Annotated in this window: 40 protein-coding genes; 1 reads left to right on the plus strand and 39 read right to left on the minus strand. The window is 35.3% G+C overall.

Annotated features, from left to right (window positions below):
* Positions 1–55: 55 nt before the first annotated feature.
* Positions 56–439 (plus strand): hypothetical protein, encoded by a 384-nt coding sequence (locus ISP71_07120; GenBank protein MBL6663855.1) that lies wholly within the window; start codon positions 56–58, stop codon positions 437–439.
* 225 nt (positions 440–664) lie between these two features.
* Here ISP71_07120 and purT read toward each other — a convergent pair whose 3' ends face one another.
* The 39 genes from purT to ISP71_07315 all read right to left on the minus strand — a co-directional run.
* Positions 665–1828 carry a formate-dependent phosphoribosylglycinamide formyltransferase gene (gene purT, locus ISP71_07125; GenBank protein MBL6663856.1) on the minus strand — a complete coding sequence of 388 codons (1164 nt, stop codon included), beginning with the start codon at positions 1826–1828 and terminating at the stop codon, positions 665–667.
* On the minus strand, positions 1825–3597 hold the full coding sequence (locus ISP71_07130; protein MBL6663857.1) for a UbiD family decarboxylase: 1773 nt from the start codon (positions 3595–3597) through the stop codon (positions 1825–1827). The genes purT and ISP71_07130 overlap by 4 nt, the downstream gene beginning before the upstream one ends.
* A gap of 67 nt (positions 3598–3664) precedes the next feature.
* On the minus strand, positions 3665–4951 hold the full coding sequence (locus tag ISP71_07135; GenBank protein MBL6663858.1) for a citrate synthase: 1287 nt from the start codon (positions 4949–4951) through the stop codon (positions 3665–3667).
* Positions 4952–4956: 5 nt separating this feature from the next.
* Positions 4957–6246, minus strand: a complete 1290-nt coding sequence (gene eno / locus ISP71_07140; protein ID MBL6663859.1) for a phosphopyruvate hydratase — start codon at positions 6244–6246, stop codon at positions 4957–4959.
* A complete protein-coding gene (gene carA / locus ISP71_07145) occupies positions 6246–7355 on the minus strand; it encodes a glutamine-hydrolyzing carbamoyl-phosphate synthase small subunit (GenBank protein ID MBL6663860.1) in 1110 nt (369 codons plus the stop codon). The genes eno and carA overlap by 1 nt, the downstream gene beginning before the upstream one ends.
* A gap of 77 nt (positions 7356–7432) precedes the next feature.
* Positions 7433–8095: a 50S ribosomal protein L17 gene (rplQ, locus tag ISP71_07150; protein MBL6663861.1), complete on the minus strand. Its 663-nt coding sequence runs from the start codon at positions 8093–8095 to the stop codon at positions 7433–7435.
* A gap of 4 nt (positions 8096–8099) precedes the next feature.
* Entirely contained in the window at positions 8100–9092 is a 993-nt protein-coding gene (locus ISP71_07155) for a DNA-directed RNA polymerase subunit alpha (protein ID MBL6663862.1), read from the minus strand.
* Between the two features lie 21 nt (positions 9093–9113).
* A complete protein-coding gene (gene rpsD, locus ISP71_07160; protein ID MBL6663863.1) occupies positions 9114–9716 on the minus strand; it encodes a 30S ribosomal protein S4 in 603 nt (200 codons plus the stop codon).
* Between the two features lie 30 nt (positions 9717–9746).
* On the minus strand, positions 9747–10130 hold the full coding sequence (rpsK, locus tag ISP71_07165) for a 30S ribosomal protein S11 (protein MBL6663864.1): 384 nt from the start codon (positions 10128–10130) through the stop codon (positions 9747–9749).
* Between the two features lie 13 nt (positions 10131–10143).
* Positions 10144–10521: a 30S ribosomal protein S13 gene (rpsM, locus tag ISP71_07170; GenBank protein ID MBL6663865.1), complete on the minus strand. Its 378-nt coding sequence runs from the start codon at positions 10519–10521 to the stop codon at positions 10144–10146.
* A gap of 15 nt (positions 10522–10536) precedes the next feature.
* A complete protein-coding gene (rpmJ, locus tag ISP71_07175) occupies positions 10537–10653 on the minus strand; it encodes a 50S ribosomal protein L36 (protein ID MBL6663866.1) in 117 nt (38 codons plus the stop codon).
* 4 nt (positions 10654–10657) lie between these two features.
* Complete coding sequence (gene infA / locus ISP71_07180) at positions 10658–10873, minus strand: translation initiation factor IF-1 (GenBank protein MBL6663867.1); 216 nt, start codon at positions 10871–10873, stop codon at positions 10658–10660.
* A 2-nt stretch (positions 10874–10875) separates the two neighbouring features.
* A complete protein-coding gene (map, locus tag ISP71_07185; protein MBL6663868.1) occupies positions 10876–11652 on the minus strand; it encodes a type I methionyl aminopeptidase in 777 nt (258 codons plus the stop codon).
* A 10-nt stretch (positions 11653–11662) separates the two neighbouring features.
* A complete protein-coding gene (secY, locus tag ISP71_07190) occupies positions 11663–13048 on the minus strand; it encodes a preprotein translocase subunit SecY (GenBank protein MBL6663869.1) in 1386 nt (461 codons plus the stop codon).
* A gap of 9 nt (positions 13049–13057) precedes the next feature.
* Positions 13058–13507, minus strand: a complete 450-nt coding sequence (rplO, locus tag ISP71_07195) for a 50S ribosomal protein L15 (GenBank protein MBL6663870.1) — start codon at positions 13505–13507, stop codon at positions 13058–13060.
* Between the two features lie 7 nt (positions 13508–13514).
* Positions 13515–13697, minus strand: a complete 183-nt coding sequence (gene rpmD, locus ISP71_07200) for a 50S ribosomal protein L30 (protein MBL6663871.1) — start codon at positions 13695–13697, stop codon at positions 13515–13517.
* Positions 13698–13708: 11 nt separating this feature from the next.
* On the minus strand, positions 13709–14221 hold the full coding sequence (gene rpsE / locus ISP71_07205; GenBank protein ID MBL6663872.1) for a 30S ribosomal protein S5: 513 nt from the start codon (positions 14219–14221) through the stop codon (positions 13709–13711).
* 10 nt (positions 14222–14231) lie between these two features.
* Positions 14232–14573 carry a 50S ribosomal protein L18 gene (rplR, locus tag ISP71_07210; protein ID MBL6663873.1) on the minus strand — a complete coding sequence of 114 codons (342 nt, stop codon included), beginning with the start codon at positions 14571–14573 and terminating at the stop codon, positions 14232–14234.
* A gap of 22 nt (positions 14574–14595) precedes the next feature.
* Positions 14596–15150 carry a 50S ribosomal protein L6 gene (rplF, locus tag ISP71_07215; protein ID MBL6663874.1) on the minus strand — a complete coding sequence of 185 codons (555 nt, stop codon included), beginning with the start codon at positions 15148–15150 and terminating at the stop codon, positions 14596–14598.
* Positions 15151–15171: 21 nt separating this feature from the next.
* Positions 15172–15564: a 30S ribosomal protein S8 gene (rpsH, locus tag ISP71_07220; protein ID MBL6663875.1), complete on the minus strand. Its 393-nt coding sequence runs from the start codon at positions 15562–15564 to the stop codon at positions 15172–15174.
* 17 nt (positions 15565–15581) lie between these two features.
* Positions 15582–15851: a 30S ribosomal protein S14 gene (rpsN, locus tag ISP71_07225; protein ID MBL6663876.1), complete on the minus strand. Its 270-nt coding sequence runs from the start codon at positions 15849–15851 to the stop codon at positions 15582–15584.
* 3 nt (positions 15852–15854) lie between these two features.
* Positions 15855–16400 carry a 50S ribosomal protein L5 gene (gene rplE / locus ISP71_07230; GenBank protein MBL6663877.1) on the minus strand — a complete coding sequence of 182 codons (546 nt, stop codon included), beginning with the start codon at positions 16398–16400 and terminating at the stop codon, positions 15855–15857.
* Positions 16400–16723 (minus strand): 50S ribosomal protein L24, encoded by a 324-nt coding sequence (rplX, locus tag ISP71_07235; GenBank protein ID MBL6663878.1) that lies wholly within the window; start codon positions 16721–16723, stop codon positions 16400–16402. The genes rplE and rplX overlap by 1 nt, the downstream gene beginning before the upstream one ends.
* A 13-nt stretch (positions 16724–16736) precedes the next feature.
* Positions 16737–17105, minus strand: a complete 369-nt coding sequence (gene rplN / locus ISP71_07240) for a 50S ribosomal protein L14 (protein ID MBL6663879.1) — start codon at positions 17103–17105, stop codon at positions 16737–16739.
* A 1-nt stretch (position 17106) separates the two neighbouring features.
* Positions 17107–17358 (minus strand): 30S ribosomal protein S17, encoded by a 252-nt coding sequence (rpsQ, locus tag ISP71_07245; GenBank protein ID MBL6663880.1) that lies wholly within the window; start codon positions 17356–17358, stop codon positions 17107–17109.
* Between the two features lie 6 nt (positions 17359–17364).
* A complete protein-coding gene (gene rpmC / locus ISP71_07250) occupies positions 17365–17568 on the minus strand; it encodes a 50S ribosomal protein L29 (protein MBL6663881.1) in 204 nt (67 codons plus the stop codon).
* A 9-nt stretch (positions 17569–17577) separates the two neighbouring features.
* Positions 17578–18003 (minus strand): 50S ribosomal protein L16, encoded by a 426-nt coding sequence (gene rplP / locus ISP71_07255; protein MBL6663882.1) that lies wholly within the window; start codon positions 18001–18003, stop codon positions 17578–17580.
* Positions 18004–18031: 28 nt separating this feature from the next.
* Positions 18032–18742 (minus strand): 30S ribosomal protein S3, encoded by a 711-nt coding sequence (rpsC, locus tag ISP71_07260; GenBank protein ID MBL6663883.1) that lies wholly within the window; start codon positions 18740–18742, stop codon positions 18032–18034.
* A complete protein-coding gene (rplV, locus tag ISP71_07265) occupies positions 18742–19155 on the minus strand; it encodes a 50S ribosomal protein L22 (protein ID MBL6663884.1) in 414 nt (137 codons plus the stop codon). Before rplV ends, rpsC begins: the two co-directional genes overlap by 1 nt.
* Before the next feature lie 6 nt (positions 19156–19161).
* Positions 19162–19431: a 30S ribosomal protein S19 gene (rpsS, locus tag ISP71_07270; GenBank protein MBL6663885.1), complete on the minus strand. Its 270-nt coding sequence runs from the start codon at positions 19429–19431 to the stop codon at positions 19162–19164.
* A gap of 9 nt (positions 19432–19440) precedes the next feature.
* On the minus strand, positions 19441–20268 hold the full coding sequence (rplB, locus tag ISP71_07275; GenBank protein MBL6663886.1) for a 50S ribosomal protein L2: 828 nt from the start codon (positions 20266–20268) through the stop codon (positions 19441–19443).
* An 11-nt stretch (positions 20269–20279) separates the two neighbouring features.
* Entirely contained in the window at positions 20280–20570 is a 291-nt protein-coding gene (rplW, locus tag ISP71_07280; protein ID MBL6663887.1) for a 50S ribosomal protein L23, read from the minus strand.
* Positions 20571–20574: 4 nt separating this feature from the next.
* Entirely contained in the window at positions 20575–21201 is a 627-nt protein-coding gene (rplD, locus tag ISP71_07285) for a 50S ribosomal protein L4 (protein ID MBL6663888.1), read from the minus strand.
* Positions 21201–21818 carry a 50S ribosomal protein L3 gene (gene rplC / locus ISP71_07290; GenBank protein MBL6663889.1) on the minus strand — a complete coding sequence of 206 codons (618 nt, stop codon included), beginning with the start codon at positions 21816–21818 and terminating at the stop codon, positions 21201–21203. Before rplC ends, rplD begins: the two co-directional genes overlap by 1 nt.
* A 33-nt stretch (positions 21819–21851) precedes the next feature.
* Positions 21852–22157, minus strand: a complete 306-nt coding sequence (rpsJ, locus tag ISP71_07295) for a 30S ribosomal protein S10 (GenBank protein MBL6663890.1) — start codon at positions 22155–22157, stop codon at positions 21852–21854.
* Between the two features lie 13 nt (positions 22158–22170).
* Positions 22171–24282: an elongation factor G gene (fusA, locus tag ISP71_07300; GenBank protein MBL6663891.1), complete on the minus strand. Its 2112-nt coding sequence runs from the start codon at positions 24280–24282 to the stop codon at positions 22171–22173.
* A 4-nt stretch (positions 24283–24286) separates the two neighbouring features.
* Entirely contained in the window at positions 24287–24757 is a 471-nt protein-coding gene (gene rpsG, locus ISP71_07305; GenBank protein MBL6663892.1) for a 30S ribosomal protein S7, read from the minus strand.
* A gap of 23 nt (positions 24758–24780) precedes the next feature.
* On the minus strand, positions 24781–25155 hold the full coding sequence (locus tag ISP71_07310; GenBank protein ID MBL6663893.1) for a 30S ribosomal protein S12: 375 nt from the start codon (positions 25153–25155) through the stop codon (positions 24781–24783).
* 161 nt (positions 25156–25316) lie between these two features.
* The coding region (locus ISP71_07315) for a T9SS type A sorting domain-containing protein (GenBank protein ID MBL6663894.1) at positions 25317–25807 on the minus strand (491 nt) is incomplete at its 5' end.

Here is a 25807-nt window from a genome sequence, read left to right on the forward strand (position 1 = left end):
TTAGCAATTATTTGTTGTTTTTTTTATATTTGAATGAACTTAAAAACATAAAAACATGACTTCTAAATCTTTTATCTTATCTGCTATTGCAGGAACAATCACTTATTTTTTATTAGGATGGCTTTTTTACGGAATTCTTTTTCCAGAAATTTATCCTAATCAAGGTCAAAATGCCACAGCTTTTATTTTTATTGGCTGCTTTGTTTATGCCTTTCTATTTACTTATATCTATAAGCAATGGGCAAGTATCAGCACCTTAAAAGGTGGAGTTATTGCAGGTCTTACCTTAGGTTTTCTCTACTCCTTAAGTATGAACTTTTTTTTGTATTCCTCTAAGGCTATGAATATTGAAAATTTTATTATTGACCTAGCTATTGGTAGTATTACAGCAGCTATTATGGGTGGCGTTATAGGTTATGTTTTAGGAAAAACTAAATAACCAACCAACTGATTTAAATGTAAAAAAGCCCTCTTAAATTTAAGAGGGCTTTTTTTATGGGAAAACTTAAATTGTTATCTTAAATAGAAATTTTATTTACAACATAAAATAAATACTCAGAGACTACTATAAAAAATAGGAATAAAAGGTAATACTCCAATTAAGTTTTCTAACTCGTTAGAAACTTCTCCTAAAATCAAGGAAAATAATTTCAAATTAAAGAACTTAATCAACAGAAATAATATCAGCAATTTGTTTAGCTCTTTCAACTAAACTTTCTGTACTCTCCGATATTCCATAAGAAAGTGCTACAGCCATTCGTCTGTAAGGACGTGAAGTTGGCTTACCAAAAATCATAAAATCAGAATCTGGTAAAGAAGAAGCTTTTTCTAAGCCTGAAAAAATAGGTAAAGAAGAATTGTCTTTATCAGCTAAAATAACAGCACTAGCACCATTTTTTAACAATTTAATTTCTTGTACTGGAATTCCTAGTATAGCTCTAGCATGTAATTCAAATTCTGAGAAATTTTGAGTGTTAGCTAAAGTAACCATACCTGTATCGTGTGGACGTGGAGAAAGCTCAGAAAAATAAACACCTGATTTGCCAATAAAAAATTCTACTCCCCAAATACCTGCCCCCTGTAAAGCTGTAGTTACTTTTTCAGCCATTTCTTGAGCTTCTTTGAGATGAATATCATTCATAGACATTGGCTGCCAACTTTCTTGATAGTCGCCTCGTTCCTGTCTGTGACCAATTGGTGGACAAAAAAGAGTATTTCCGTTATCTTGAGTTAAGGTAAGTAGTGTAATTTCAAAATCAAAATCAATAAATTCTTCAACAATGACTTCTTTCAAATCGCCTCTTGAACCTTCCATAGCATAATTCCAAGCCGTTTGAATATCCGATTGGGATTTTATAATAGATTGACCTTTACCCGAACTAGACATTAATGGTTTAACTACACACGGCAAGCCACATACCTCAACACCTTTTTTTAATTCTTCATAACTAGTAGCGTAACGGTATTTTGCTGTTTTTACTCCAAGCTCTTGAGCTGCTAAATCTCTTATAGCTTTTCTATTCATAGTAAAGTTAGCCGCCTTTGCCGATGGAATTACTTTGAAACCTTGTTTTTCGTAGTCATAAAATCGCTCTGTACGAATGGATTCTACTTCAGGGACTATCAAGTCAGGTTGGTGTTTTTCTACCAAAGCATCAAGGGCATCTCCATCTAACATATCAATCACTTCAAACTCATGAGCTACTTGCATAGCAGGGGCATTTTCGTAATTATCTACTGCAATAATGTATTGTCCTAATCGTTGCAAAGCAATAACCAACTCCTTACCTAATTCTCCAGAACCTAGAAGTAATATCTTTTTTCTCATAATGCGTTGTTTATCTTTTGATGTGCTATCTGTACAATTTCATCAGGCATGTGCATAGCTGGAGCATGATGAGGCTTGACTCTGGCGTCAATTATTGGTATTCTACAATACCAATGTTTGTTTTGAATTCCTTCCTCCAATCCAAAGATATCTTCAGAAGGATTTGAGCGAGTAAAAGTAACCCATAACCAATTGCTAATGTCTTCGGCTACAAAGGCTGAATCGTCTACCAAAGTAATTAGTGCTATACCCTCTAATTCTAAATGCTCTAGTTTAGACTTTACAGACTCAACGTCTTCGGACTCTACTACCAATACACCGGGCATAACTAAATGAGGCTTTAAACCATCATCTAGGGATAAATTAGATAAATCCTTACACAATTCACGTTTCTTCTCTCCTACTGCAGCACAAACTACTTTTGAACCCTCATTAATGTCTCCGGTGCTGCTATAATCTAGAGTGTCCATAGTAGTTTTGGTTTGGAAGTGTAAATCCCTAGACCAATCAACTCTTGAGAATAAATGTTGGAAGTAATCGTACTCATTCTGAACGTCTAAGTTAGCATCGTCCTCTTGAGCTACTATAAATAAATACTTAGCTAAACTCAATTGACCTTTACCTAAAATATGATTAGCGATAGTAAGTAACTCTTGTGGTCTTCTTGTCTTTTGATAAGGGGTATAACGTTCACTACCAATAGCCAACAATAAAGGATGTACACCAGCCTCATCGACAGCATTTACAGCTTTTAAACCTGGTATTTCAGTAGGAATAATCCCGTCTGTGATATCATGAATTAATGCGCCAAACTGGCTATCCTCTTGAGGAGGTCTTCCAACAACTGTAAATGGCCAAATAGCATCTTTTTTAGCATAAACCTTATGAATTTTCATAACTGGAAAATCATGTGTTAAGCTATAATAACCAAGGTGGTCACCAAAAGGGCCTTCTGGCTTTACGTCATTAGCATTTATCTCTCCACAAATTACAAAATCAGCATCTTTAGATAAGGTATATCCATCTTTTACGACATATCTAAAATTTCTACCTCCCATAATTCCTGCAAAGGTCATCTCACTCATACCCTCTGGTAATGGCATTACAGCAGCCAAACTATGTGCTGGTGGACCTCCCACGAAAATACTAACTTTAAGTGGCTGACCTTTTGCATTTGCTTTGGACTGATGCACACCTATTCCACGATGTATTTGATAGTGTAAGCCAATTTCCTTATTCTGAACATAATCATTTCCTCCCAATTGAATTCTATACATTCCAAGATTTGAGTTCATTATACCGGGCTTGTCTATATCTTCAGAATATACTTGTGGTAAGGTTACAAATGGACCTCCGTCCATTGGCCAACATTTAATTTGAGGAATATCTTCAATTTGAATTTCTTCAAAGTGATGAGATCTATGCTTTATAGGTAGTGCATAAGGCGCATGAGTTACAGAACCTATCAATGCTAGTGGAGTTTTGAAAAAGTTTGCCGGATTTGCTTTTAAAGAAACTAAACCTTTTACAGGCTTTAGAGTATCACGAAAAATAAACTGGCTCTGTTCTAAAGTAGCAAACAAGTTAGAAACTGCTGCAAAACGACTACCCTTTACGTTTTCAAATAAAACTGCTTTTTTATGATTTTTAAAAACTATTTGATGGATTGCTGACATCTCCAAATCAGGGTCTACTTCTTCCTTAATACGGAAGAGCATACCATTTTTTTCCAAGTCTAAAACACAATCTTTTATCGATTTGTAAGCCATGGTACAAAAATAAAAAAAGGTCGTCTTATATGACGACCTTTTTTTAATAGTTATTATTAATCAATTTTTAACGTTTATCAATAGTAACGTAATCTCTTGAAGTATAACCAGTATATACTTGACGAGGGCGTCCAATAGGTTCATTATTCTCTCTCATTTCTTTCCATTGTGCTATCCAACCTGGAAGTCTTCCGAGGGCAAACATAACAGTGAACATATCGGTAGGTATACCTAATGCTCTGTAAATGATTCCTGAATAAAAATCTACATTTGGATATAATCCTCTTGCTACAAAATATTCATCGTTAAGAGCTATTTCTTCTAATTTCTTGGCGATGTCTAAAACAGGGTCATCAACTCCTAATTCTTTTAAAACATCATCTGCAGCTTTCTTAATAATAGTAGCTCTTGGATCAAAGTTCTTATAAACTCTGTGACCAAATCCCATTAATCGGAAAGAATCTGATTTATCCTTTGCTCTTGCAACGTATTTTTCGACATTACCACCATCTGCTCTAATGCTTTCCAACATTTCAATAACAGCTTGATTTGCACCACCATGTAAGGGTCCCCATAAAGCAGCTATACCTGCTGATACTGATGTATATAAACTTGCATGTGATGAACCTACAATACGGACAGTAGATGCTGAACAGTTTTGCTCATGATCAGCATGAAGTATTAATAATCTGTCAAGAGCCTTAGATACAACTGGATTGATTTGATAATCTTCAGTAGGTATAGCAAACATCATTCTTAAAAAATTAGAACAATAGTCTAAACTGTTGTTAGGATAGACAACCGGTTGACGCATTCTATTTTTATAACTCCAAGCTGCAAGAGTTGGTAGCTTGGCCAATAATCGAATGATTGTTCCATTTACTTCACTAACTGAACGATTAGGATCTAATGACATAGGGTAAAAAGCTGTCAAAGAAGATACTAAAGATGATAGCACTCCCATTGGGTGAGACTTGGAAGGAAAACCATCTAAAATAGATTTTACATCTTCGTGTACTAAGGTATGGTTAGTAATCTCTTCTTGAAAAGAATTAAGTTGCTCAGTGGTTGGCAACTCGCCGTATATCAAAAGGTAAGACACCTCAACAAAGCTTGATTTATCGGCTAGTTCTTCAATAGAATAACCACGGTATTTTAAAATGCCTTCTTCACCATTAAGAAAAGTGATAGCACTTTCAGTAGATCCAGTATTTTTAAACCCTTTATCTAATGTTATAAGTCCTGATTCACCTCTTAATCGGCTAATATCTAAGGCTTTTTCATTTTGTGTACCTTCTATTATTGGTAGTTGATACACTTTCCCGTTGTAATGTAATTCAGCTTTGTCTGACATAATTTTTATTTTAAAAACTTAAATGATTTTCCCAAATATTTCGCTTCGTCACCTAACACTTCTTCAATTCTTAGCAACTGATTGTACTTCGCCATTCTATCCGAACGAGAAGCAGAACCAGTTTTAATTTGCCCAGTACTTAATGCTACTGATAAATCTGCAATAGTAGTATCTTCTGTTTCACCTGAACGGTGGCTCATTACTGAAGTGTATGAGTTCATTTGAGCCATCTCTACTGCTTCCATTGTCTCGGTTAAAGTACCAATTTGATTTACTTTTACTAGTATAGAGTTTGCTACTCCAGAGTCAATACCTTTCGATAGACGTTTCACATTTGTAACAAATAAATCATCTCCTACTAATTGAACATTATCTCCAATAGTATCTGTAAGTTGTTTCCAACCGTCCCAATCGTCTTCATCCAAACCATCTTCTATTGATAGAATAGGATACTTTTCAGACCATTCTTTCCAATAGCCAACCATTTCTGATGGTGTTAATTTATCACCTGTCGATTGGTGGAAATGGTATACATTCTCTTCCGCATTATAAAATTCTGAAGCAGCTGCATCCATAGCTATATACATATCATCACCAGGCTTGTAACCTGCTTTTTCTATCGCTTGTAGAACCGTTTCTACAGCCTCAACATTAGAGCCTAAATTTGGTGCAAAACCACCCTCATCTCCAACATTTGTAGAAAATCCTTTTGACTTCAATACTTCTTTCAAGTTATGAAAAACTTCTGTTCCCATTCTTAAAGCTTCACTAAAAGAATTAGCCCCTACCGGCATAACCATAAATTCTTGAAAGTCGATACTATTATCTGCATGCGAACCACCATTCAAAATATTCATCATAGGAATAGGAAGTGTACGTGCATTAATTCCTCCTATATAATTGAATAGCAACTGTCCATTCTCTTGAGCCGCTGCTTTTGCTACTGCCATAGATACAGCCAACATTGCATTAGCACCTAAATTTGCTTTATTTTCTGTACCATCTAAACGAATCATAGCAGAATCAATAGAAGCCTGATCACTGACGTACATACCTTTTAATTCTTCGGCAATTGCAGTATTTACATTATGTACTGCTTTTAAAACACCTTTACCTACATAAACACCTTTATCACCATCTCTTAACTCAACCGCCTCGTGTTTTCCGGTAGATGCGCCTGATGGTACTGCTGCTCTACCCATTATTCCGTTCTCAGTGATTACATCTGCCTCAACAGTAGGATTACCTCTTGAATCTAAAATTTGTCTTGCATGTATTGCGACTATTCTACTCATTACTTTTTGTGTTCTTGTATTAGGTTAATAAAGTGGTCAAATAAATATCTTGAATCGTGTGGACCAGGCGACGACTCAGGGTGATATTGAACTGAGAAAGCATTTTTATCATTGATTTTTATACCTTCAACTGTTTTATCATTTAAATTAATGTGTGTTGCTTCTACATTAGAATGCTTTTCAACATCTTCGGCTTTTATACCAAAACCATGATTTTGAGAAGTTACTTCACACTTACCTGTTTCTAGATTCTGTACAGGGTGGTTTATTCCTCTGTGACCATTATGCATTTTGTAGGTCGAAATACCTTCTGAAATTGCTAGAGCTTGATGACCTAAACAAATACCAAAGACTGGAAACATAGTGTTAGTAATCTTTTTTACATTTTCAATAACTTCAGGCATTACAGATGGATCTCCTGGTCCATTTGACAGAAAGTATCCATCAGGACTCCAAGATTCCAATTCTTCAAATGGTGTATTATAAGGGAATACTTTTAAATAACATCCTCTATCAGCCAAACATTTTAAAATATTTCTTTTGACTCCAAAATCTAATACGGCTACTTTAAATTTAGCATTTTCATCACCAAAAAAATAAGGTGTTGTTGTAGAAACTTTATCGCATAACTGCAATCCTTCCATTGAAGGCACTTGATTTAATTTTTCCTTAAGAGTCTCAATATCAGTAGTTTCTGAAGAAATAATTCCATTCATTGCTCCTTTATCCCTTATATGTCTAACTAAAGCTCTAGTATCAACATCCGAAATAGCTACCATTTCTTCAGACTCAAAATAGTCTTGAATGGATTCCTCAGCATCAGGTCTTGAATAATTCAGGTTATAGTTCTTACAAATCAATCCTGAAATTTTCATTCTGTCCGATTCTACCTCATCACTATGAATACCATAATTACCAATATGGGCATTAGTAGTCAACATAATTTGCCCAAAATAAGATGGGTCAGTGAATATTTCTTGATAGCCTGTCATTCCAGTATTAAAGCAAATCTCACCAGTAGCTGTACCAGTCATACCTGCAGATTTTCCAAAAAAGACGGTTCCATCTTCCAATAAAAGAACGGCGTCTGATTTACTTTTGTATTTCATCTTCATAAAAATAAAAAAAAAGGGATAAAACGCTAACGCCTATCCCTTGATTTAGTATTTAAGACAGATATGTGAGATTACTCACTTTTTGTCTCATTATCTTCGGCGTTGTTTTCTTCTTTAGTTTCTTCTTCCTTAACTTCAGAAGTTTCTTCTGTAGCTTCAGCTTTTTCTTCTTCTACTACTTCAGCAGCTGGTGTTTCTGTTGTTTCTGCTACTACTTCTTCAGTTTTTGTTTCCTCTACTACTGTTTCTTCAGATGTAGTTTCTTCAACAACTACTGCTTCTTCTACAGCTGGTGTAGCGGCAGAGGCTTTCTTAGCACCACCTGAACGTCTAGTAGATTTTGCCTTTTTCGTAGGCTTGTCTGTAACATAGGTTTCGTTATAATCAACAAGCTCTATTAAACACATTTCGGCATTATCACCTAAACGATTACCTGTTCTAAGAATTCTTGTATAACCTCCATTTCTTGTAGCTACCTTAGATGCAACATCTCCGAATAATTCAGTAACAACTTCTTTTTGTCTAAGGTGACTAAAAACAATTCTTCTAGAATGTGTAGTGTCTGTTTTAGACTTAGTGATTAGAGGTTCAACAAACTTTCTTAGTGCTTTAGCTTTTGCTACGGTAGTTTTGATACGCTTGTGTTCGATAAGCGAACAAGCCATATTCGAAAGCATAGCTTTTCTGTGCGCTGTTTTTCTACCTAAATGATTAAATTTCTTTCCGTGTCTCATTTTACTATTCCTTATCTAAATTAAATTTAGCTACATCCATTCCAAAGTTTAAACCTTTGACCAAAACCATTTCTTCTAACTCAGTCAATGATTTCTTACCAAAGTTTCTAAACTTCAATAAATCTGACTTGTTAAAAGAAACTAACTCGCCTAAAGTTTCAACCTCGGCAGTCTTCAAGCAATTCAAAGCTCTAACCGATAATTCTAGGTCTGTTAATTTTGTTTTAAGTAATTGACGCATGTGAAGTGTGTCTTCATCAAACTCGTGAGAGCTATCAGACTCCGTTTGCTCGAATGATACATTTTCATCAGCGAACAACATAAAGTGCTGAATTAGAATTTTAGCAGCTTCAGTTAAAGCATCTTTAGGGTGAATTGAACCGTCAGTAAGGATTTCGAATACTAACTTCTCATAATCTGTTTTTTGCTCAACACGGAAGTTCTCAACGCCAAATTTTACATTTTTTATAGGTGTAAAAATTGAATCAATGAAAATTGTTCCTAATGGAGCAGTAACTTTTTTGTTTTCTTCAGAAGGAATGTAACCTCTACCTTTTTCAATAGTAAGTTCCATTTCAATTTCAACTGATTTATCCATGTTACAGATAACCAACTCAGGGTTTAATATCTGAAAAGAAGTTAAACTCTTTCCTATATCACCTGCAGTAAGTTGATCTTTACCACCAATTTTCACTTGAACTTTCTCTGAATTATCGTCTTCTATTTGTTGCTTAAGGCGAATTTGTTTTAAGTTCAGAATCATTTCTGTAACATCTTCTACAACACCTTTAATAGATGAGAACTCGTGCTCTACACCTTCAATTTTTATTGAAGTGATAGCAAATCCTTCCAAAGAAGAAAGTAGTACTCTTCTTAGAGCGTTTCCAATAGTTAAACCATATCCTGGTTCTAGTGGTCTGAATTCGAAGTTACCATGAAAGTCTGTTGACTCTATCATGTAAACTTTGTCTGGTCTTTGAAAATCTAATATTGACATATCAATAGGGTGATTTAGTTATTATTTAGAATATAATTCAACGATAAGTTGTTCTTTTATGTTTTCAGCAATTTGCTCTCTCTGTGGCACGGCTAAAAGCTTACCAGACATTAAATCTGGATTCCACTCAACATATTCACATCTTTCATTTGAATTAACTAGAGAGTTAGTTATAACCTCTAATGATTTTGATTTTTCACGTACAGCGATTACATCACCTACATTTACTGAGTAAGATGGAATGTTCATAGTTTTTCCATTTACAGTGATGTGTCTGTGTGTAACCAATTGTCTTGATGCTCTACGTGTAGGGGCAATGCCCAATCTATAAACGATATTATCTAGACGAGCCTCACAAAGCTGTAAAAGAATTTCACCGGTAATACCTTTTCTTCTTGAAGCTTCTTTAAATAAGTTAGAAAATTGCTTTTCTAAGATACCGTATGTGTACTTAGCCTTTTGCTTTTCAGCTAACTGACCAGCATATTCCGATTTCTTAGACCTTCTATTATTTCCGTGTTGTCCAGGACCATAGTTTTTTCTTTCTAAAGCCTTATCAGGACCAAAAATAGGTTCGTTGAATCGTCTTGCAATTTTTGATTGTGGACCTCTGTATCTTGCCATTTCTTAAATGTTTATCTTAATTCTTTGTAATTATACTCTACGTCTTTTAGGAGGACGACAGCCGTTATGTGGTATCGGTGTAATATCTACTATTTCTGTAACCACAATACCACTATTGTGTAAAGTTCTTATAGCAGATTCTCTTCCTGAACCTGGACCTTTTACAAATACTTTTACTTTTCTTAACCCTGCTTCATGAGCTCTTGCAGCACAGTCTTCAGCAGCCGTTTGAGCAGCATAAGGAGTATTTTTCTTTGAACCTCTAAAACCCATTTTCCCTGCTGACGACCAAGAAATTACTTGACCTTGATTGTTAGTCAAAGAAATAATGATATTGTTGAAAGTAGCTTGGATGTGTGCTTGTCCTACTGCTTCCACTTTTACAGTTCTTTTTTTCTGATTTGATTTAGCCATATCTCAGTTTTTATTATTTAGTAGCTTTTTTCTTGTTAGCTACTGTTTTTCTTCTTCCTTTACGAGTTCTGGAATTGTTCTTAGTTCGTTGACCTCTTAAAGGTAAACCTACACGATGACGAATACCTCTGTTACAACCGATATCCATCAATCGCTTAATGTTCATTTGTGTTTCAGAACGTAACTCTCCTTCAACTTTCACTTCGTCACCAATAATTTGACGAATATCAGATAGTTGTTTATCGTTCCAATCCTGAACTTTTACGCTGTGATCAATCCCAGCTTTATCTAAGATGTTTTTAGCGACACTAGATCCTATACCGTAGATGTATGTAAGACCTATTACGCCTCTTTTGTTTTTTGGTAAATCGATACCTGCAATTCTAGCCATTTACTATTTTTTAAATTAACCTTGACGTTGTTTAAACTTAGGATTCTTTTTATTGATTACATATAAGCGTCCTTTTCTTCGAACGATTTTGCAATCTTCACTTCTCTTTTTTAATGATGCTCTAACTTTCATTTTCTTAGTATCTGTAAGTTATTCTTCCTTTTGTTAAATCGTATGGCGACATTTCTAATTTTACTTTATCCCCAGGCAATAACTTGATGTAAAACTTTCTCATTTTTCCCGATATATGGGCTGTAATGATATGTCCATTCTCTAGCTCTACTCTAAACATTGCGTTAGAGAGGGCTTGAGTGATTACTCCATCTTGTTCTATGTGTGCCTGTTTGGCCATTTTTATTTTTTATTCAATTCTTTTTCTATCCATTCAAAACTTGATAAGATATCAGCTTTTCCTTGTCTTACTACTATGGTGTGCTCAAAATGTGCTGATGGTTTGTTATCAGCAGTAGTAATTGTCCAACCATCAGAATGCTGACGGATATTTTTTACTCCCATATTAATCATTGGCTCTATAGCTATGACTAACCCATTTTGTAACTTAGGACCACGTCCACGTTTACCATAATTTGGCACTTCTGGGCTTTCATGTAAATGTTCACCCACTCCGTGACCGACCAGCTCTCGTACGACTCCGTAATTATGAGATTCTGCATGTTGTTGAACAGCATGACTGATATCTCCAACTCGGTTTCCTACAATAGCTTGTTCAATTCCTTTATACAAGCAATCTTTGGTCACATCTAACAGCTTTTGAGTTTCTGCATCTATATTACCTATAGCATAAGTATATGCAGAGTCACCATAAAAACCATTCATCAATACACCACAATCTACCGATAAAATAGAACCTTCTTTAAGAGGTTCGTCATTCGGTATACCGTGCACCACTTGACTATCTGGCGACATACACAATGTGTTCGGAAACCCATTGTATCCTTTAAAAGCTGGTACGCCTCCGTTATCAAGTATGTACTCTTCAGCACGTTGATCAAGTTGTAGAGTTGTAACTCCTGGCTCAATCATTTTGGCAACCTCGGCGTGTGCCTTTGCAACAAGTAAAGAACTTTTTCTTATCAATTCAACTTCTTCGTCGGTCTTAATAAAGATCATCGAATCCGTTTTATTGTCCCATCATTCCTGATGACTTTCCTTTTATTCTTCCAGTACTCGTTAATCCGTCATAATGACGCATTAATAAGTGACTTTCAATTTGTTGTAGTGTATCCAACACTACCCCCACCATAATTAATAAAGATGTACCACCATAAAATTGGGCAAATCCTTGATTAACACCAAATTGCATAGCAAATGCAGGAAGAATAGCTACAAATGCTAAGAATAAAGAACCTGGCAAGGTAATTTTTGACATGGCATCGTCTAAGAATTCAGCAGTCTTACGACCTGGCTTAACTCCTGGAATGAAACCACCGTTTTTCTTCATATCGTCTGCCATTTGTTTCGGATTAACCGTAATAGCAGTGTAAAAATATGTGAATATTACAATCATTAAGAAGAAAACTAAATTGTACCAAAATCCTGCAAAATCAGTAAATGCTGCTGCAAAACCTTGTAATGTTTCCGATTCTGAAAAACCAACCAAGGTAATTGGAACAAACATAATCGCTTGAGCAAAGATAATTGGCATTACTCCTGATGCGTTTACTTTCAAAGGGATGTACTGACGCACACCACCGTATTGTTTATTACCGACTACTCTTTTAGCAAAGTTGACTGGTATTCGTCTTGTTCCTTGCACTAGTAAGATACTAACAAGAATAACTAACATAAGTGCTAATATCTCTATCAGGAAAATTACTAAACCACCACCTTGACTTTCTAAAGCGGCTGCAAATTCAGCAAATAAAGAGCCTGGTAAGGCTGCAATAATACCTATCATAATGATAAGTGATATACCATTACCTATACCTCTGTCTGTTATCTTTTCACCTAACCACATTACAAACATGGTTCCTGTTACAAGCACAAGCACAGACATTATTGTAAACATAATAGATGCCTCGTTATTGGCAAAGACATATCCGAAAGTACCATCAGCCATTTGAATAGGCTTATTTAACCATTGGCTTTTTAGATTAGCTACAAAGCCTGGAGCTTGGAAAGCAGTAATAAGAATTGTTAAATAACGTGTTATATTATTGATTTTTCTTCTACCACTTTCACCTTCTCTTTGTAGTTTCTGGAAATATGGCACAGCTATACCCATCAATTGAATAACAATTGATGCAGAGATGTATGGCATAATTCCTAGAGCAAAGATAGAAGCTTGAGCAAATGCTCCACCAGTAAATAGGTTTAAAAGTCCTAATAATCCATCAGGACCACCACTAGCCTCATTAGCTGCTGCTAAAACGCTAGCGTCAATACCTGGTAATGGAACTTGAGCTCCTAATCGATAGATAAGTATAAAACCTAAAGTAACTAGAATTCTAGTTCTTAGGTCCTCTATCTTCCAGATATTTTTTAATGTAGTGATTAGATTCTTCATAGTTCTATATTACAGTGTGGTAGCTGTACCACCAGCAGATTCAATAGCAGATTTTGCACTAGCAGAAAAACCATGAACAGTAACGTTCAATTTAGCCTTTAGCTCACCTCTACCTAAGATTTTTACAAGGTCATTTTTATGTGCTAATCCATTAGCAATAAGGATCTCTAAATCTATTGTGTCTTTTACTTTTTTATTGTCAACTAAGGTTTGAAGAGTATGTAAATTAACACCTCTAAACTCTTTTCTGTTAGGATTGGTAAATCCGAATTTAGGGACTCTTCTTTGAAGCGGCATTTGACCACCTTCAAAACCTATCTTTCTTGAATATCCAGAACGAGATTTAGCTCCTTTGTGACCTCTTGTTGAAGTACCACCTTTTTTAGAACCTTCACCTCTGGCGATTCTTTTTCTATTTTTAATTGATCCTTTTGCAGGAGTAAGATTACTTAAATCCATCTTTAATTTATTTTACTTCTTCGACCTTTAAAAGGTGCGCTACTTTTTTTACCATACCCAACACTTGAGGAGTTGCCTCATGCTCAACTGTTTGGTTCATTTTTTTCAAACCTAAAGCTAACATTGTTCTCTTTTGTCTTTCAGGTCTGCCTATTTTACTTTTTACTTGCGTAACTCTGATTTTAGCCATCAGTATAATTTTTATCCGTTAAAAACTGTTTCTAAATTCACACCTCTTTGTGAAGCAACTTGTTTTGCATCTCTTAATTCAGTCAAAGCTTTCATTGTAGCTTTCACTAAGTTGTGAGGATTTGATGAGCCTTTAGATTTAGCTAGTACATCGTGTACTCCAGCACTTTCTAATACGGCACGCATCGCACCACCGGCTTTAACACCAGTACCATTTGAAGCAGGCTTGATAAGCACTTGAGAACCTGAATACTTGGCTTCTTGTTCGTGAGGTATAGTACCATTTTGAACAGGAACTTTAACCAAATTCTTTTTAGCAGAATCAATAGCTTTGCTAATAGCAACTGTAACCTCCTGAGATTTACCTAAACCATGACCGACGATACCATTACCATCTCCTACAACCACAATTGCAGAAAAACTGAATGTACGACCACCTTTAGTTACTTTGGTTACACGTTGTATCCCAACTAGTCTGTCTGCTAACTCGATGTCGCTTGCTTTTACTCTTTTAATATCTGACATATTTTATTTCTTAAAATTTTAAACCTGATTCACGAGCACCCTCAGCTAAAGCCTTAACTCTACCATGGTAAAGGTATCCACCTCTATCAAAAACAACTTTTGATACTCCAGCAGCAATACTTTTTTCGGCAATAGCCTTACCAACAGCACCCGCTTGTTCAATTTTAGTGCCTTTTATATCTTTAGAAGAAGCAGCAGCAATAGTTTTACCATCAATGTCATTGATTAACTGTGCATAGATTTCTTTATTACTTCTAAAAACAGCAAGTCTTGGCATCTCTGATGTACCAGAGATAGTAGCTCTTACTCTTCTTCTAATTTTATTTCTTCTCGATTCTTTTGAAAACGCCATGTTTCTATAAAATTTTTAATTTTTATTTAGCAGCAGTTTTACCAGCTTTTCTTCTTAATTGCTCTCCAACATACTTAATTCCTTTTCCTTTGTATGGCTCAGGCTTTCTAAGAGAACGAATCTTAGCGGCAACAGCCCCTAGTAATTGGTTATCCATAGAGGTTAAAGTAATAATTGGGTTTTTACCTTTTTCAGAAAGTGTTTCAACTTTTACTTCAGCAGGAATTTCAAAGATTACATTGTGTGAAAAACCTAATGCTAATTCTAATTTTTGTCCTGAGTTACTTGCACGATAACCTACACCAACAAGCTCTAATTCTTTTTTAAATCCTTCCGACACACCAATTACCATGTTGTTTAATAGTGATCGTGTAAGACCATGAAAAGATTTGTGCTCCTTACTATCTGAAGGACGGTTTACTGTAACAGAGTTTTCTTCTACATTAACCGATAAATCAGCGTGAAAGGTTTTTGATAATTCACCAAGTTTACCTTTTACAAGTACTGAATTGTTTTCTGCAAGAGTGATAGTCACTCCTTGTGGCAATTCAATGGGGTTATTTCCTATTCTAGACATTTCTTATCTTTATTATTCTTATTAATAAACGTAGCATAATACTTCGCCACCAACATTTAAATTCTTTGCTTCTTTGTCAGTAATAACACCTTTAGAAGTAGAAAGAATAGCGATACCTAAACCGTTAAGTACTCTAGGCATAGTTTCTTTGTTGGCATATTTTCTCAAACCAGGCTTACTAATACGCTCAATTTTCTTGAACGCAGGAGTTGACCCGTTGTATTTAAGGGCTATTTTAATCATTCCTTGTTTGTTATCTTCTTCAAACTTGTAGTTTAGAATATAACCTTTGTCTTTTAAAATCTTAGTCATTTCCTTCTTTGTGTTAGAAGAAGGAATCATAACGACTTTATGTCCTGCTTTTGCTGCGTTTCTAATACGCGTCAAATAATCTGCTATTGGATCTGTATACATTTTCTAATTTTATCTAATTACCAACTTGCTTTCTTTACTCCTGGTATAAGGCCTTGATTAGCCATTTCTCTAAAGGTAACTCTAGAAATACCAAACTGACGCATATATCCTTTTGGACGACCAGTTAATTTACATCTGTTGTGTAGTCTAACAGGAGAAGCGTTTTTAGGAAGCTTCTGTAATGCTTCATAATCACCTGCTGCTTTTAAAGCTGCTCTTTTTTCTGCGTACTTTTCGACAAGCTTTTGACGCTTTACTTCTCTTGCCTTCATTGATTCTTTAGCCATAACTTATTTTTTAAATGGTAAACCAAATTCTGTTAATAGACTCATTGCTTCTTCATCAGTAGGTGCTGATGTCACAAAAGTGATATCCATACCTGTTATTTTATTTACTTTATCGATATCGATTTCAGGAAATATGATTTGTTCTTTAATTCCTAAATTATAGTTTCCTCTACCATCGAATCCTTTTGGATTGATACCTCTGAAGTCACGTACTCTAGGTAATGAAGAAGTTATAAAACGATCTAAGAATTCGTACATTTTATCACCTCTCAATGTTACACGAGCACCAATTGGCATTCCTTTTCTTAATTTAAAGTTAGAAATATCCTTTTTTGACTTCGTTGCAACGGCTTTTTGACCAGTGATTAATGTCATCTCATCGCAAGCTTGATCTACCATCTTTTTGTCAGTAACAGCATCTCCTAAACCTTGGTTTAAACAAATCTTTTCAAGTTTTGGCACTTGCATTACTGATTTGTAAGAGTACTTCTCTAGTAGCCTAGCTACAATTTCCTCTGAATACTTTGTTTTTAATCTAGGTGTATACATTACTTAATTACCTCCCCTGATTTTTTAGAATAACGTGTTAATTTTCCTGTTTTATCGTCTATCTTTCTTCCTATACGAGTAGCATCACCAGATTTAGGATCAACTAACATTAAGTTAGAAATATGAATAGAAGATTCTTTTTTGATAATTCCACCTTGTGGACTAGCTGCATTAGGCTTTGTATGCTTGGAGACCATATTTACTCCTTCAACTAGAGCTCTAGATTTAGAAATAATAACCTCTATTACTTTACCCTCTTGTCCTTTAGAGTTTCCAGCAATAACCTTTACAGTATCTCCTTTTTTTATGTGTAACTTCGACATAATAGTATTTATATTAAAGCACCTCAGGCGCTAATGATACAATTTTCATAAATTGTTTATCTCTTAATTCTCTAGAAACAGGTCCAAAGATACGTGTACCTCTCATCTCTCCAGTTGGGTTTAATAATACACAGGCATTGTCATCAAAGCGTATGTATGAACCATCAGGACGACGTGTTTCTTTTCTAGTTCTTACGACAACTGCCTTGACTACAGTACCTTTCTTAATGTTTCCTGAAGGTATGGCATCTTTTACAGTGACTACTATAGTATCACCAATTGAAGCATATCTTCTTTTTGAACCACCAAGGACTTTAATACAAAGTACTTCTTTAGCACCAGAATTGTCGGCTACTTTTAATCTACTTTCTTGTTGTATCATCTTATTTAGCTCTTTCTATAATTTCAACTAATCTCCAACACTTGTTTTTACTGATTGGACGAGTTTCCATAATTTTTACGGTATCACCACTATTGCAGTCATTTTTTTCATCATGAGCAGTAAACTTACTAGTCTTCATAACGAATTTTCCGTAAAGTGGGTGTTTTTCTTTTCTTACAACAGAAACAACAATAGACTTGTCCATTTTGTTACTTGTTACAACACCGATTCTTTCTTTTCTTAGGTTTCTCATTTCTTCCTAATTTTGTGCTTCAATTAATTCTCTAGATCTCAATTCTGTATTAATTCTAGCTACTGTTTTTCTAGTAAAAGTAATTTGCTTAGGGTTCTCTAAAGGAGAAACCATATGATTTACTTTCATTTTTTCTAAACGAGCTTTCTCTGTCTCTAGCAGAGCCTCAAGCTCATTAGTTGCCATTTCTTTGATAACTGACTGTTTCATAATTATTTATTATTTAGCCTCAACGTAATCTCTACGAACGACAAATTTTGTTTTAATTGGTAACTTTTGAGAAGCTAAACGAAGTGCTTCTTGTGCTACTTCTTTAGAAACGCCTTCACATTCAAAAAGTACTCTACCAGGTCTAACAACTGCCGCCCAATATTCAGGAGCACCTTTACCTTTACCCATTCTTACCTCTGCAGGCTTTGATGTGACAGGTTTGTCTGGAAAAATACGTATCCATACTTGCCCTTGTCTTTTCATATAACGAGTTACCGCAATACGAGCTGCCTCTATCTGACGAGCTGTTATCCATGTTTCTTCCAATGCTTTTATCCCGAAAGAACCAAACGATAATTGGTGTCCTCGCTGAGCAAAACCTTTCATTTTGCCCTTTTGCATTTTTCTAAACTTTGTCTTCTTTGGCTGTAACATATCTTTATTACGCTTTTATCTTATCTAATTACTTTCTTTTTCTTTTAAACTTGCCTCCACTTTTTGGTCCGTTAGGCTTGTTAGCTAAACCAACGTTCGGCGATAAATCACGAGCACCGTATACTTCACCTTTGCAAATCCACACTTTCACACCAATTCTTCCATAGGTAGTGTGTGCTTCTTCTAAAGCATAGTCAATATCGGCTCTAAACGTATGAAGAGGAGTTCTTCCGTCTTTAAACATTTCAGAACGTGCCATCTCTGCTCCATTTAAACGACCAGAGATTTTAACTTTAATACCTTCAGCACCCATTCTCATAGTACTAGCAATTGCCATTTTTATAGCACGACGGAAAGAAATTCTTCCTTCGATTTGACGAGCTATACTAGCAGCTACAAGAGTAGCGTCTAATTCAGGACGTTTGATTTCAAAGATGTTGATTTGAACTTCTTTCTTGGTAATTTTCTTAAGCTCTTCTCTCAATTTATCAACTTCTTGACCACCTTTTCCGATAATAATACCTGGTCTGGCAGTGTGTATAGTTATAGTAACCATCTTAAGAGTTCTTTCAATTACAACTCTAGCTACACTTGCGTTAGAAAGTCTAACGCCGATGTACTGACGAATCTTGCTGTCTTCAGCAATTTTATCACCATAATTTCTTCCACCATACCAGTTAGAATCCCATCCTTTGATGTATCCTAATCTATTACCTATTGGATTTGTTTTTTGTCCCATTATGAATCTTGGTTTTCTTGTATTCTACTACCTAATACTATTGTTACGTGATTAGATCTTTTTCTAATTCTGTGAGCTCTACCTTGAGGAGCTGGTTGAACACGCTTTAGCATTCTACCACTATCTACAGTTATTTCTTTAACATATAAGTTGCTATTCTCAATGTTAGAACCTTCATTTTTAGATTCCCAATTAGCAATAGCAGAAAGCAACAATTTTTCTAATCTGCCTGAAGCTTCTTTTGAATTAAACTTCAAAATGTTGAGTGCTTTTTCAACATCTTCTCCTCTAATAATATCAGCCACTAATCTCATCTTTCTTGGAGATGTCGGACAATTATTAAGTTTTGCGAAGGCTACATTTTTACGAGCCTCTTTTAATGCTTCAGCAGTATTTCTTTTTCTAACTCCCATGTGTTATTATTTTTTCTTGTTACCACCGTGACCTCTAAAGGTACGAGTTGGAGAAAATTCACCTAATTTGTGACCTACCATATTTTCAGTAATGAAAACAGGGATAAATTGTCTTCCATTATGAACCGCAATAGTTTGTCCAACAAAATCTGGAGAAATCATAGAGGCACGAGACCACGTTTTGATGACGTTGTTTTTACCAGATGAAATGTTACTTTCAACTTTCTTTTGAAGTTTAAAGTGTATAAATGGACCTTTCTTTAATGATCTAGCCATAATTTATTCTTATTTCTTACGTCTTTCGACAATGTATATGTTAGAATTATTCTTTTTAGCACGTGTCTTATATCCTTTAGCAGGTATACCATTTCTTGATCTTGGATGACCACCCGATGCTCTACCTTCACCACCACCCATTGGATGATCGACAGGATTCATCGCTACTGGTCTAGTTCTTGGTCTTCTTCCTAACCAACGACTTCTACCTGCTTTACCAGAGTTTTGAAGACTATGCTCTGAATTAGAAACTGTACCAATAGTGGCTAAACACGTTTGTAATACCATTCTTACTTCACCAGAAGCCAGTTTGATAATAGCATATTTACCATCACGTGCCATAAGTTGAGCATAAGCTCCTGCACTTCTTACCATTACACCACCCTGACCAGGACGAAGTTCGATATTGTGAATAGTAGCACCTAAAGGAATATCAGAAAGATAAAGAGTATTACCAACCTCTGGAGTAGCATCTTTACCAGAAACTACCGTTTGACCTACTTTCATTCCGTTAGGACAAATGATGTATCTTTTTTCACCATCAGCATAGTTTAATAGAGCAATAAAAGCAGTTCTGTTTGGATCGTACTCAACAGTACTTACTGTAGCAGGAATCCCAAACTTATTTCTTTTAAAGTCAATGACTCTATATCTCTTTTTATGACCACCACCAGTATGGCGCATTGTCATCTTACCTGTATTATTTCTACCACCAGATTTTGATTTTTTCAAAATAAGTGACTTAACTGGATTGTTTCCAGTTGTTAATTGCTCAAAGTCGTTGACTACTTTGAAACGCTGTCCAGGTGTTGTTGGTTTTAGTTTTCTTAATCCCATCTTTTTAAAAATTAGATGTTGCTATAAAAATCAATTGTATCTCCTTCTGCTAGTTGAACAATCGCCTTTTTAAAATGACTTGTTCTACCACTAATCACTCCAGCTTTTGTGAAACGACTTTTAGATTTACCAGCATAATTCATTGTTCTAACTGAATCTACAGTTACGCCATAGGCTTCTTCAACTGCTCCTTTGATTTGTATCTTGTTAGCATTTCTATCAACAACAAATCCATAGCGATTAAACTCCTCGCTAGCAGCAGTCATTTTTTCAGTTATTATTGGTTTTATTAAAATACTCATCGTCTTAACTTAAAGTGTTTTCAATTGCTTTGATTGAACTCTCAACCATTAAAATGTTTCCTGCATTCATAATTTGATAAGTGTTCAAATTAGCTGATGTAGTAACATTAGTTCTATCTAAATTTCTAGCCGATAAATAGATATTCTGATTAGGCTCATTTAGTATTAAAAGCGTCTTTTTACCGCTTAACTCAAAGTTAGCTAGCATCTCAAGATATTGCTTTGTCTTTGGAGCGTCGAAGCTAAAGTCTTCTAAAACGGTAATGTTATTATCTTTTGCCATTAGAGTAAGAGCAGAAGCACGAGCTACTCTCTTTACTTTCTTGTTCAACTTGAAACCATAATCTCTAGGCTGTGGTCCAAAAACTCGACCACCACTTCTAAATAATGGATTCTTGATAGAACCAGCACGAGCTGTACCAGTACCTTTTTGCTTTTTAATTTTTCTAGTAGATCCTGTTATCTCACCACGTTCTTTAGACTTGTGAGTACCTTGACGTTGATTAGCCAAGTACTGCTTAACATCTAAATAGATAGCGTGATTGTTTGGTTCTACACCAAAAACATTTTTGTTAAGCTTGACTTTCTTTGTAGTCTTCTTACCGCTTATATTGTATACTGCTAACTCCATTATTTTTCTACAATTACATATGAGTTCTTAGCTCCGGGAATAGCACCTTTCACTACTAATAAATTTTTCTCAGGGAAAACTTTCATTACTTGTAGGTTAGTTTCCTTAACTCTTTTGTTTCCCATTTGACCAGCCATTCTCATTCCTTTGAATACACGAGCTGGGTATGAAGCTGCACCAATAGAACCTGGAGCACGCATTCTGTTATGCTGTCCGTGTGTAGCATCACCAACACCTCTAAAGTTGTATCTCTTAACAACACCTTGAAAACCTTTACCTTTTGAGGTTCCGACAACATCTACATATTCGCCTTCCTCAAAGATTTCAACAGTAACAGAATCGCCTAAGTTAAACTCACCTTCAAAATCTCTAAACTCAACCAACTTTTTCTTTGGTGAAACTTTAGCTTTTTTAAAGTGACCCATTTTAGGTTGATTCACTCTGCTTTCTTTTTGATCTTCAAAACCAAGTTGTAGTGCATTATAACCATCCGTCTCAGATGTCTTAACCTGAGTAATTACGCATGGTCCAGCTTCAATTACGGTACAAGGAATATTCTTTCCATTGTCATCGAAGAAGCTTGTCATACCTACTTTTTTTCCTATTATTCCTGACATTTTGTTTGTCTTTTAGTTTTTATAATTAAACTATCACACTTTAATTTCAACATCAACTCCACTAGGAAGTTCTAATTTCATCAGTGCATCGATGGTATTAGATGATGTAGAATAAATATCCATCAATCTTTTATGAGCGCACAATTGAAATTGCTCTCTAGACTTTTTGTTTACGTGAGGAGAACGCAAAACCGTATAAATACGCTTATGTGTTGGTAGTGGAATCGGCCCACTAACTACTGCACCTGCAGATTTAACAGTTTTTACAATCTTCTCAGCAGACTTGTCTACTAGATTGTGATCATACGATTGAAGCTTGATTCTTATTTTTTGACTCATTACTTTAATGAATTTATGCTTGTTTTAATCCTTTTACTTCGTCTATTACTGCATCAGAAACGTTTTTCGGACATTCAGAAAAATGAGAGAATTCCATTGTAGATGTTGCTCTACCTGATGATAATGTTCTCAATGTGGTGACATACCCAAACATTTCAGAAAGTGGCACGTGAGCTTTAACAACTTCAGCACCATTTCTTGAATCCATTCCTTGCATAATACCTCTTCTTCTGTTAAGGTCAGCTACTACATCACCCATGTTTTGCTCTGGAGTAACTACTTCAACTTTCATTATAGGTTCTAGAAGAACAGGATTGGCTCCTTTACAAGCGTTTTTAAATGCTAACTTAGCACATATCTCAAAAGATAATTGATCTGAATCCACGTCATGGAAAGAACCATCAAAAAGTCTCACTTTTAATGAATCTACTTCAAAACCTGCTAAAACACCATTTTGCATTGCTTGTTTAAATCCTTTTTCAATAGATGGAATAAATTCTTTTGGAATTGCTCCACCTTTGATTTGGTCAACAAATTGCAATCCATCTCCTTCGAAATCCTCGTCAACTGGGGACATCTCGAATTGAATATCAGCGAACTTACCACGTCCACCAGATTGCTTTTTGTATGTTTCTCTTGTCGATACAGATGATGTAATTGCTTCTTTGTAAGCTACTTTAGGAGCACCTTGATTACACTCTACACCAAATTCTCTTTTCAGACGATCAACAATAATATCCAAGTGTAACTCACCCATACCAGAGATAATTGTTTGTCCTGAATCTTCGTCTGTTTTAACTGTAAATGTAGGATCTTCTTCAGCAAGCTTCCCTAAAGCTACACCAAGTTTATCCATATCCTTTTGAGTTTTAGGCTCAATAGCTATTCCAATTACCGGATCTGGGAAGTCCATTGATTCTAACACAATAGGTGAAGATTCAGAACATAGAGTATCTCCCGTTCTAATATCTTTAAATCCTGCTAATGCAGCTATATCACCAGCTTGTAATTGATCAATCTGATTTTGCTTGTTAGCGTGCATCTGGAAAATTCTAGAAATACGCTCTTTTTTATTTGTACGTGTATTTAAAACGTATGAACCCGATTCTAAAACACCTGAATAAGCCCTTGTAAAGCATAATCTACCTACATAAGGGTCTGTTGCAATTTTAAATGCTAAACTAGCAAACGGCTCATCAACAGATGGCTTTCTACTTTCTTCAGCATCAGTTTTTGGGTTAGTACCTTTAATGGCTTCAGCATCAATTGGAGATGGAAGAATTTCCATTACCATATCTAGCATAGCTTGAACACCTTTATTTTTAAATGCAGAACCACACATCATAGGAATAACTTTTCCTCCGATAGTTGCTTGTCTTAAAGCATCTAATATTTCTCTTTCTGTAAGAGAGTTTTCATCTTCAAAGTATTTTTCAAGAAGTTTGTCATCAAATTCTGCAACAGCTTCAAGAAGTTTACCTCTGTAATCTCTTGCCTCATCAATGATATCTGCTGGAATTTCAACTTCTTCATAAGTCATTCCCATATCATCTTCGTTCCAAACTATCCCTTTGAAATTGATAAGGTCAACAACACCTCTAAATTTATCTTCACTTCCAATTGGAATCTGAAGTGGTAGAGCGTGACTACCTAACATATCTTTTACTTGCTGACATACATTTAAAAAATCAGCACCTTGACGATCCATCTTGTTTACAAAGCCAATTCTAGGAACGTTATAGTTATCAGCTAATCTCCAGTTAGTTTCTGATTGAGGCTCAACACCATCTACAGCACTAAATAAGAAAACCAAACCATCTAATACTCTAAGAGAACGATTTACCTCAACAGTAAAATCAACGTGACCCGGAGTATCAATAATATTTACGTGATAATCATTGTCTCTGTAATTCCAATTAAGAGTAGTAGCAGCAGAAGTAATAGTAATACCTCTTTCTTGTTCTTGCTCCATCCAATCCATTGTAGCAGCACCATCGTGTACTTCTCCAATTTTATGACTTACACCACCATAGTATAAAATCCTTTCGGTAGTAGTAGTCTTACCAGCATCAATGTGAGCGGCAATGCCTATATTTCTTGTAAATGTTAAATCTCTTTTTGCCATTTTATTAGAATCTAAAGTGTGAGAATGCTTTATTGGCTTCAGCCATTCTGTGAGTATCTTGCTTTTTCTTGAATGCTGCTCCTTCTTCTTTGTATGCCGCAACGATTTCAGCAGCTAATTTGTGACACATGCTTTTATCGTTTCTTTTTCTAGCAAAACCAATCATCCATTTCATAGCCATAGATAATTTACGTGCATCTCTAATTGGCTGTGGAATTTGAAAAGTAGCACCACCTATTCTACGGCTTCTTACCTCGACGGCAGGTGTTACATTTTGGACAGCTTTCTTCCAAACATCTAAGGGTGATTCGTCTTCTACACGAGTATCAACAATTGCAAGAGCATCGTAGAATATTTTAAAAGCTGTTGATTTTTTACCATCATACATCATATTATTAACGAACTGTGTTACCATAGTATCATTAAACTTTGCATCAGGCAATAATCTTCTTTTTTTAGCTGGACTTTTTCTCATTGTTTTATATACTTAAGCTAAAATTATTTTTTAGGTTGTTTAGTACCATACTTAGACCTTCTTTGTGTTCTACCATCAACACCAGCAGTGTCTAAGGCACCTCTCACAATGTGATAACGAACACCAGGTAAATCTTTTACCCTTCCACCTCTTACAAGCACAATAGAGTGTTCTTGTAAGTTGTGTCCTTCACCTCCAATGTAGGCATTGACTTCGTTACCGTTAGTTAATCTTACCCTAGCGACTTTTCTCATTGCTGAGTTTGGTTTCTTTGGAGTTGTTGTATAAACTCTAGTACATACTCCTCTTCTTTGAGGGCAACTTGCTAGTGCAATTGACTTGGACTTTTTAGTTATTTTAGTCCTTCCTTTCCTTACTAATTGTTGAATAGTTGGCATACTATTTCTCGTTTTATATTGTGTTTCTACCCTATTTTGGGGGCGCAAATCTAATCATTTTTATTTACTATCAAATAGTATTTGTAGCTTTTTTTACAAAAAAAAATACCCATAAAATTAAATATGGGTATCTCTAGACTAAAGTTAGTATGCTTTTACGCCTATTTTTTTTCTGAAAAAATGATTTTTCGTTGTATGAAATTTGACTCGGAGTTAAGGTGAATAAAATAAACACCAGGTGATATATTTTTTCTGTCAACTTGAATGGACTTTTTGAATAAATCCTGACTAAGCACTCTTCCCCTAGCATCTAATAATTTGAAAGTGAAATCCTCTGAATTAGTTTCTGATTTTATTTCAATATTAAAATAATCACCGACAGGGTTAGGATAAATCAATACTTCTAAATCTTCAAATTCTGAAACATCAACAGTATTGTAGGTGTTGAGTTTACGACCCTCACAATCGTTAGCATCAGTAACAACTAAAGTATATTCACCACTTTCAGTAGGGCTAAAAGTCGTTCCACTAGACTGATAATTACCAAAATACAACCATTCGTATGTATAAGGTGGCGTACCTCCACTTGCTGAAGCTGTAAATGGTGTTTGACTAGCATTAAACGTAGCCACTACTGCAGTCGGTTGGGTTA

It is taken from the genome of Flavobacteriales bacterium (assembly GCA_016779995.1).
GTDB lineage: Bacteria > Bacteroidota > Bacteroidia > Flavobacteriales > UBA7312 > UBA8444.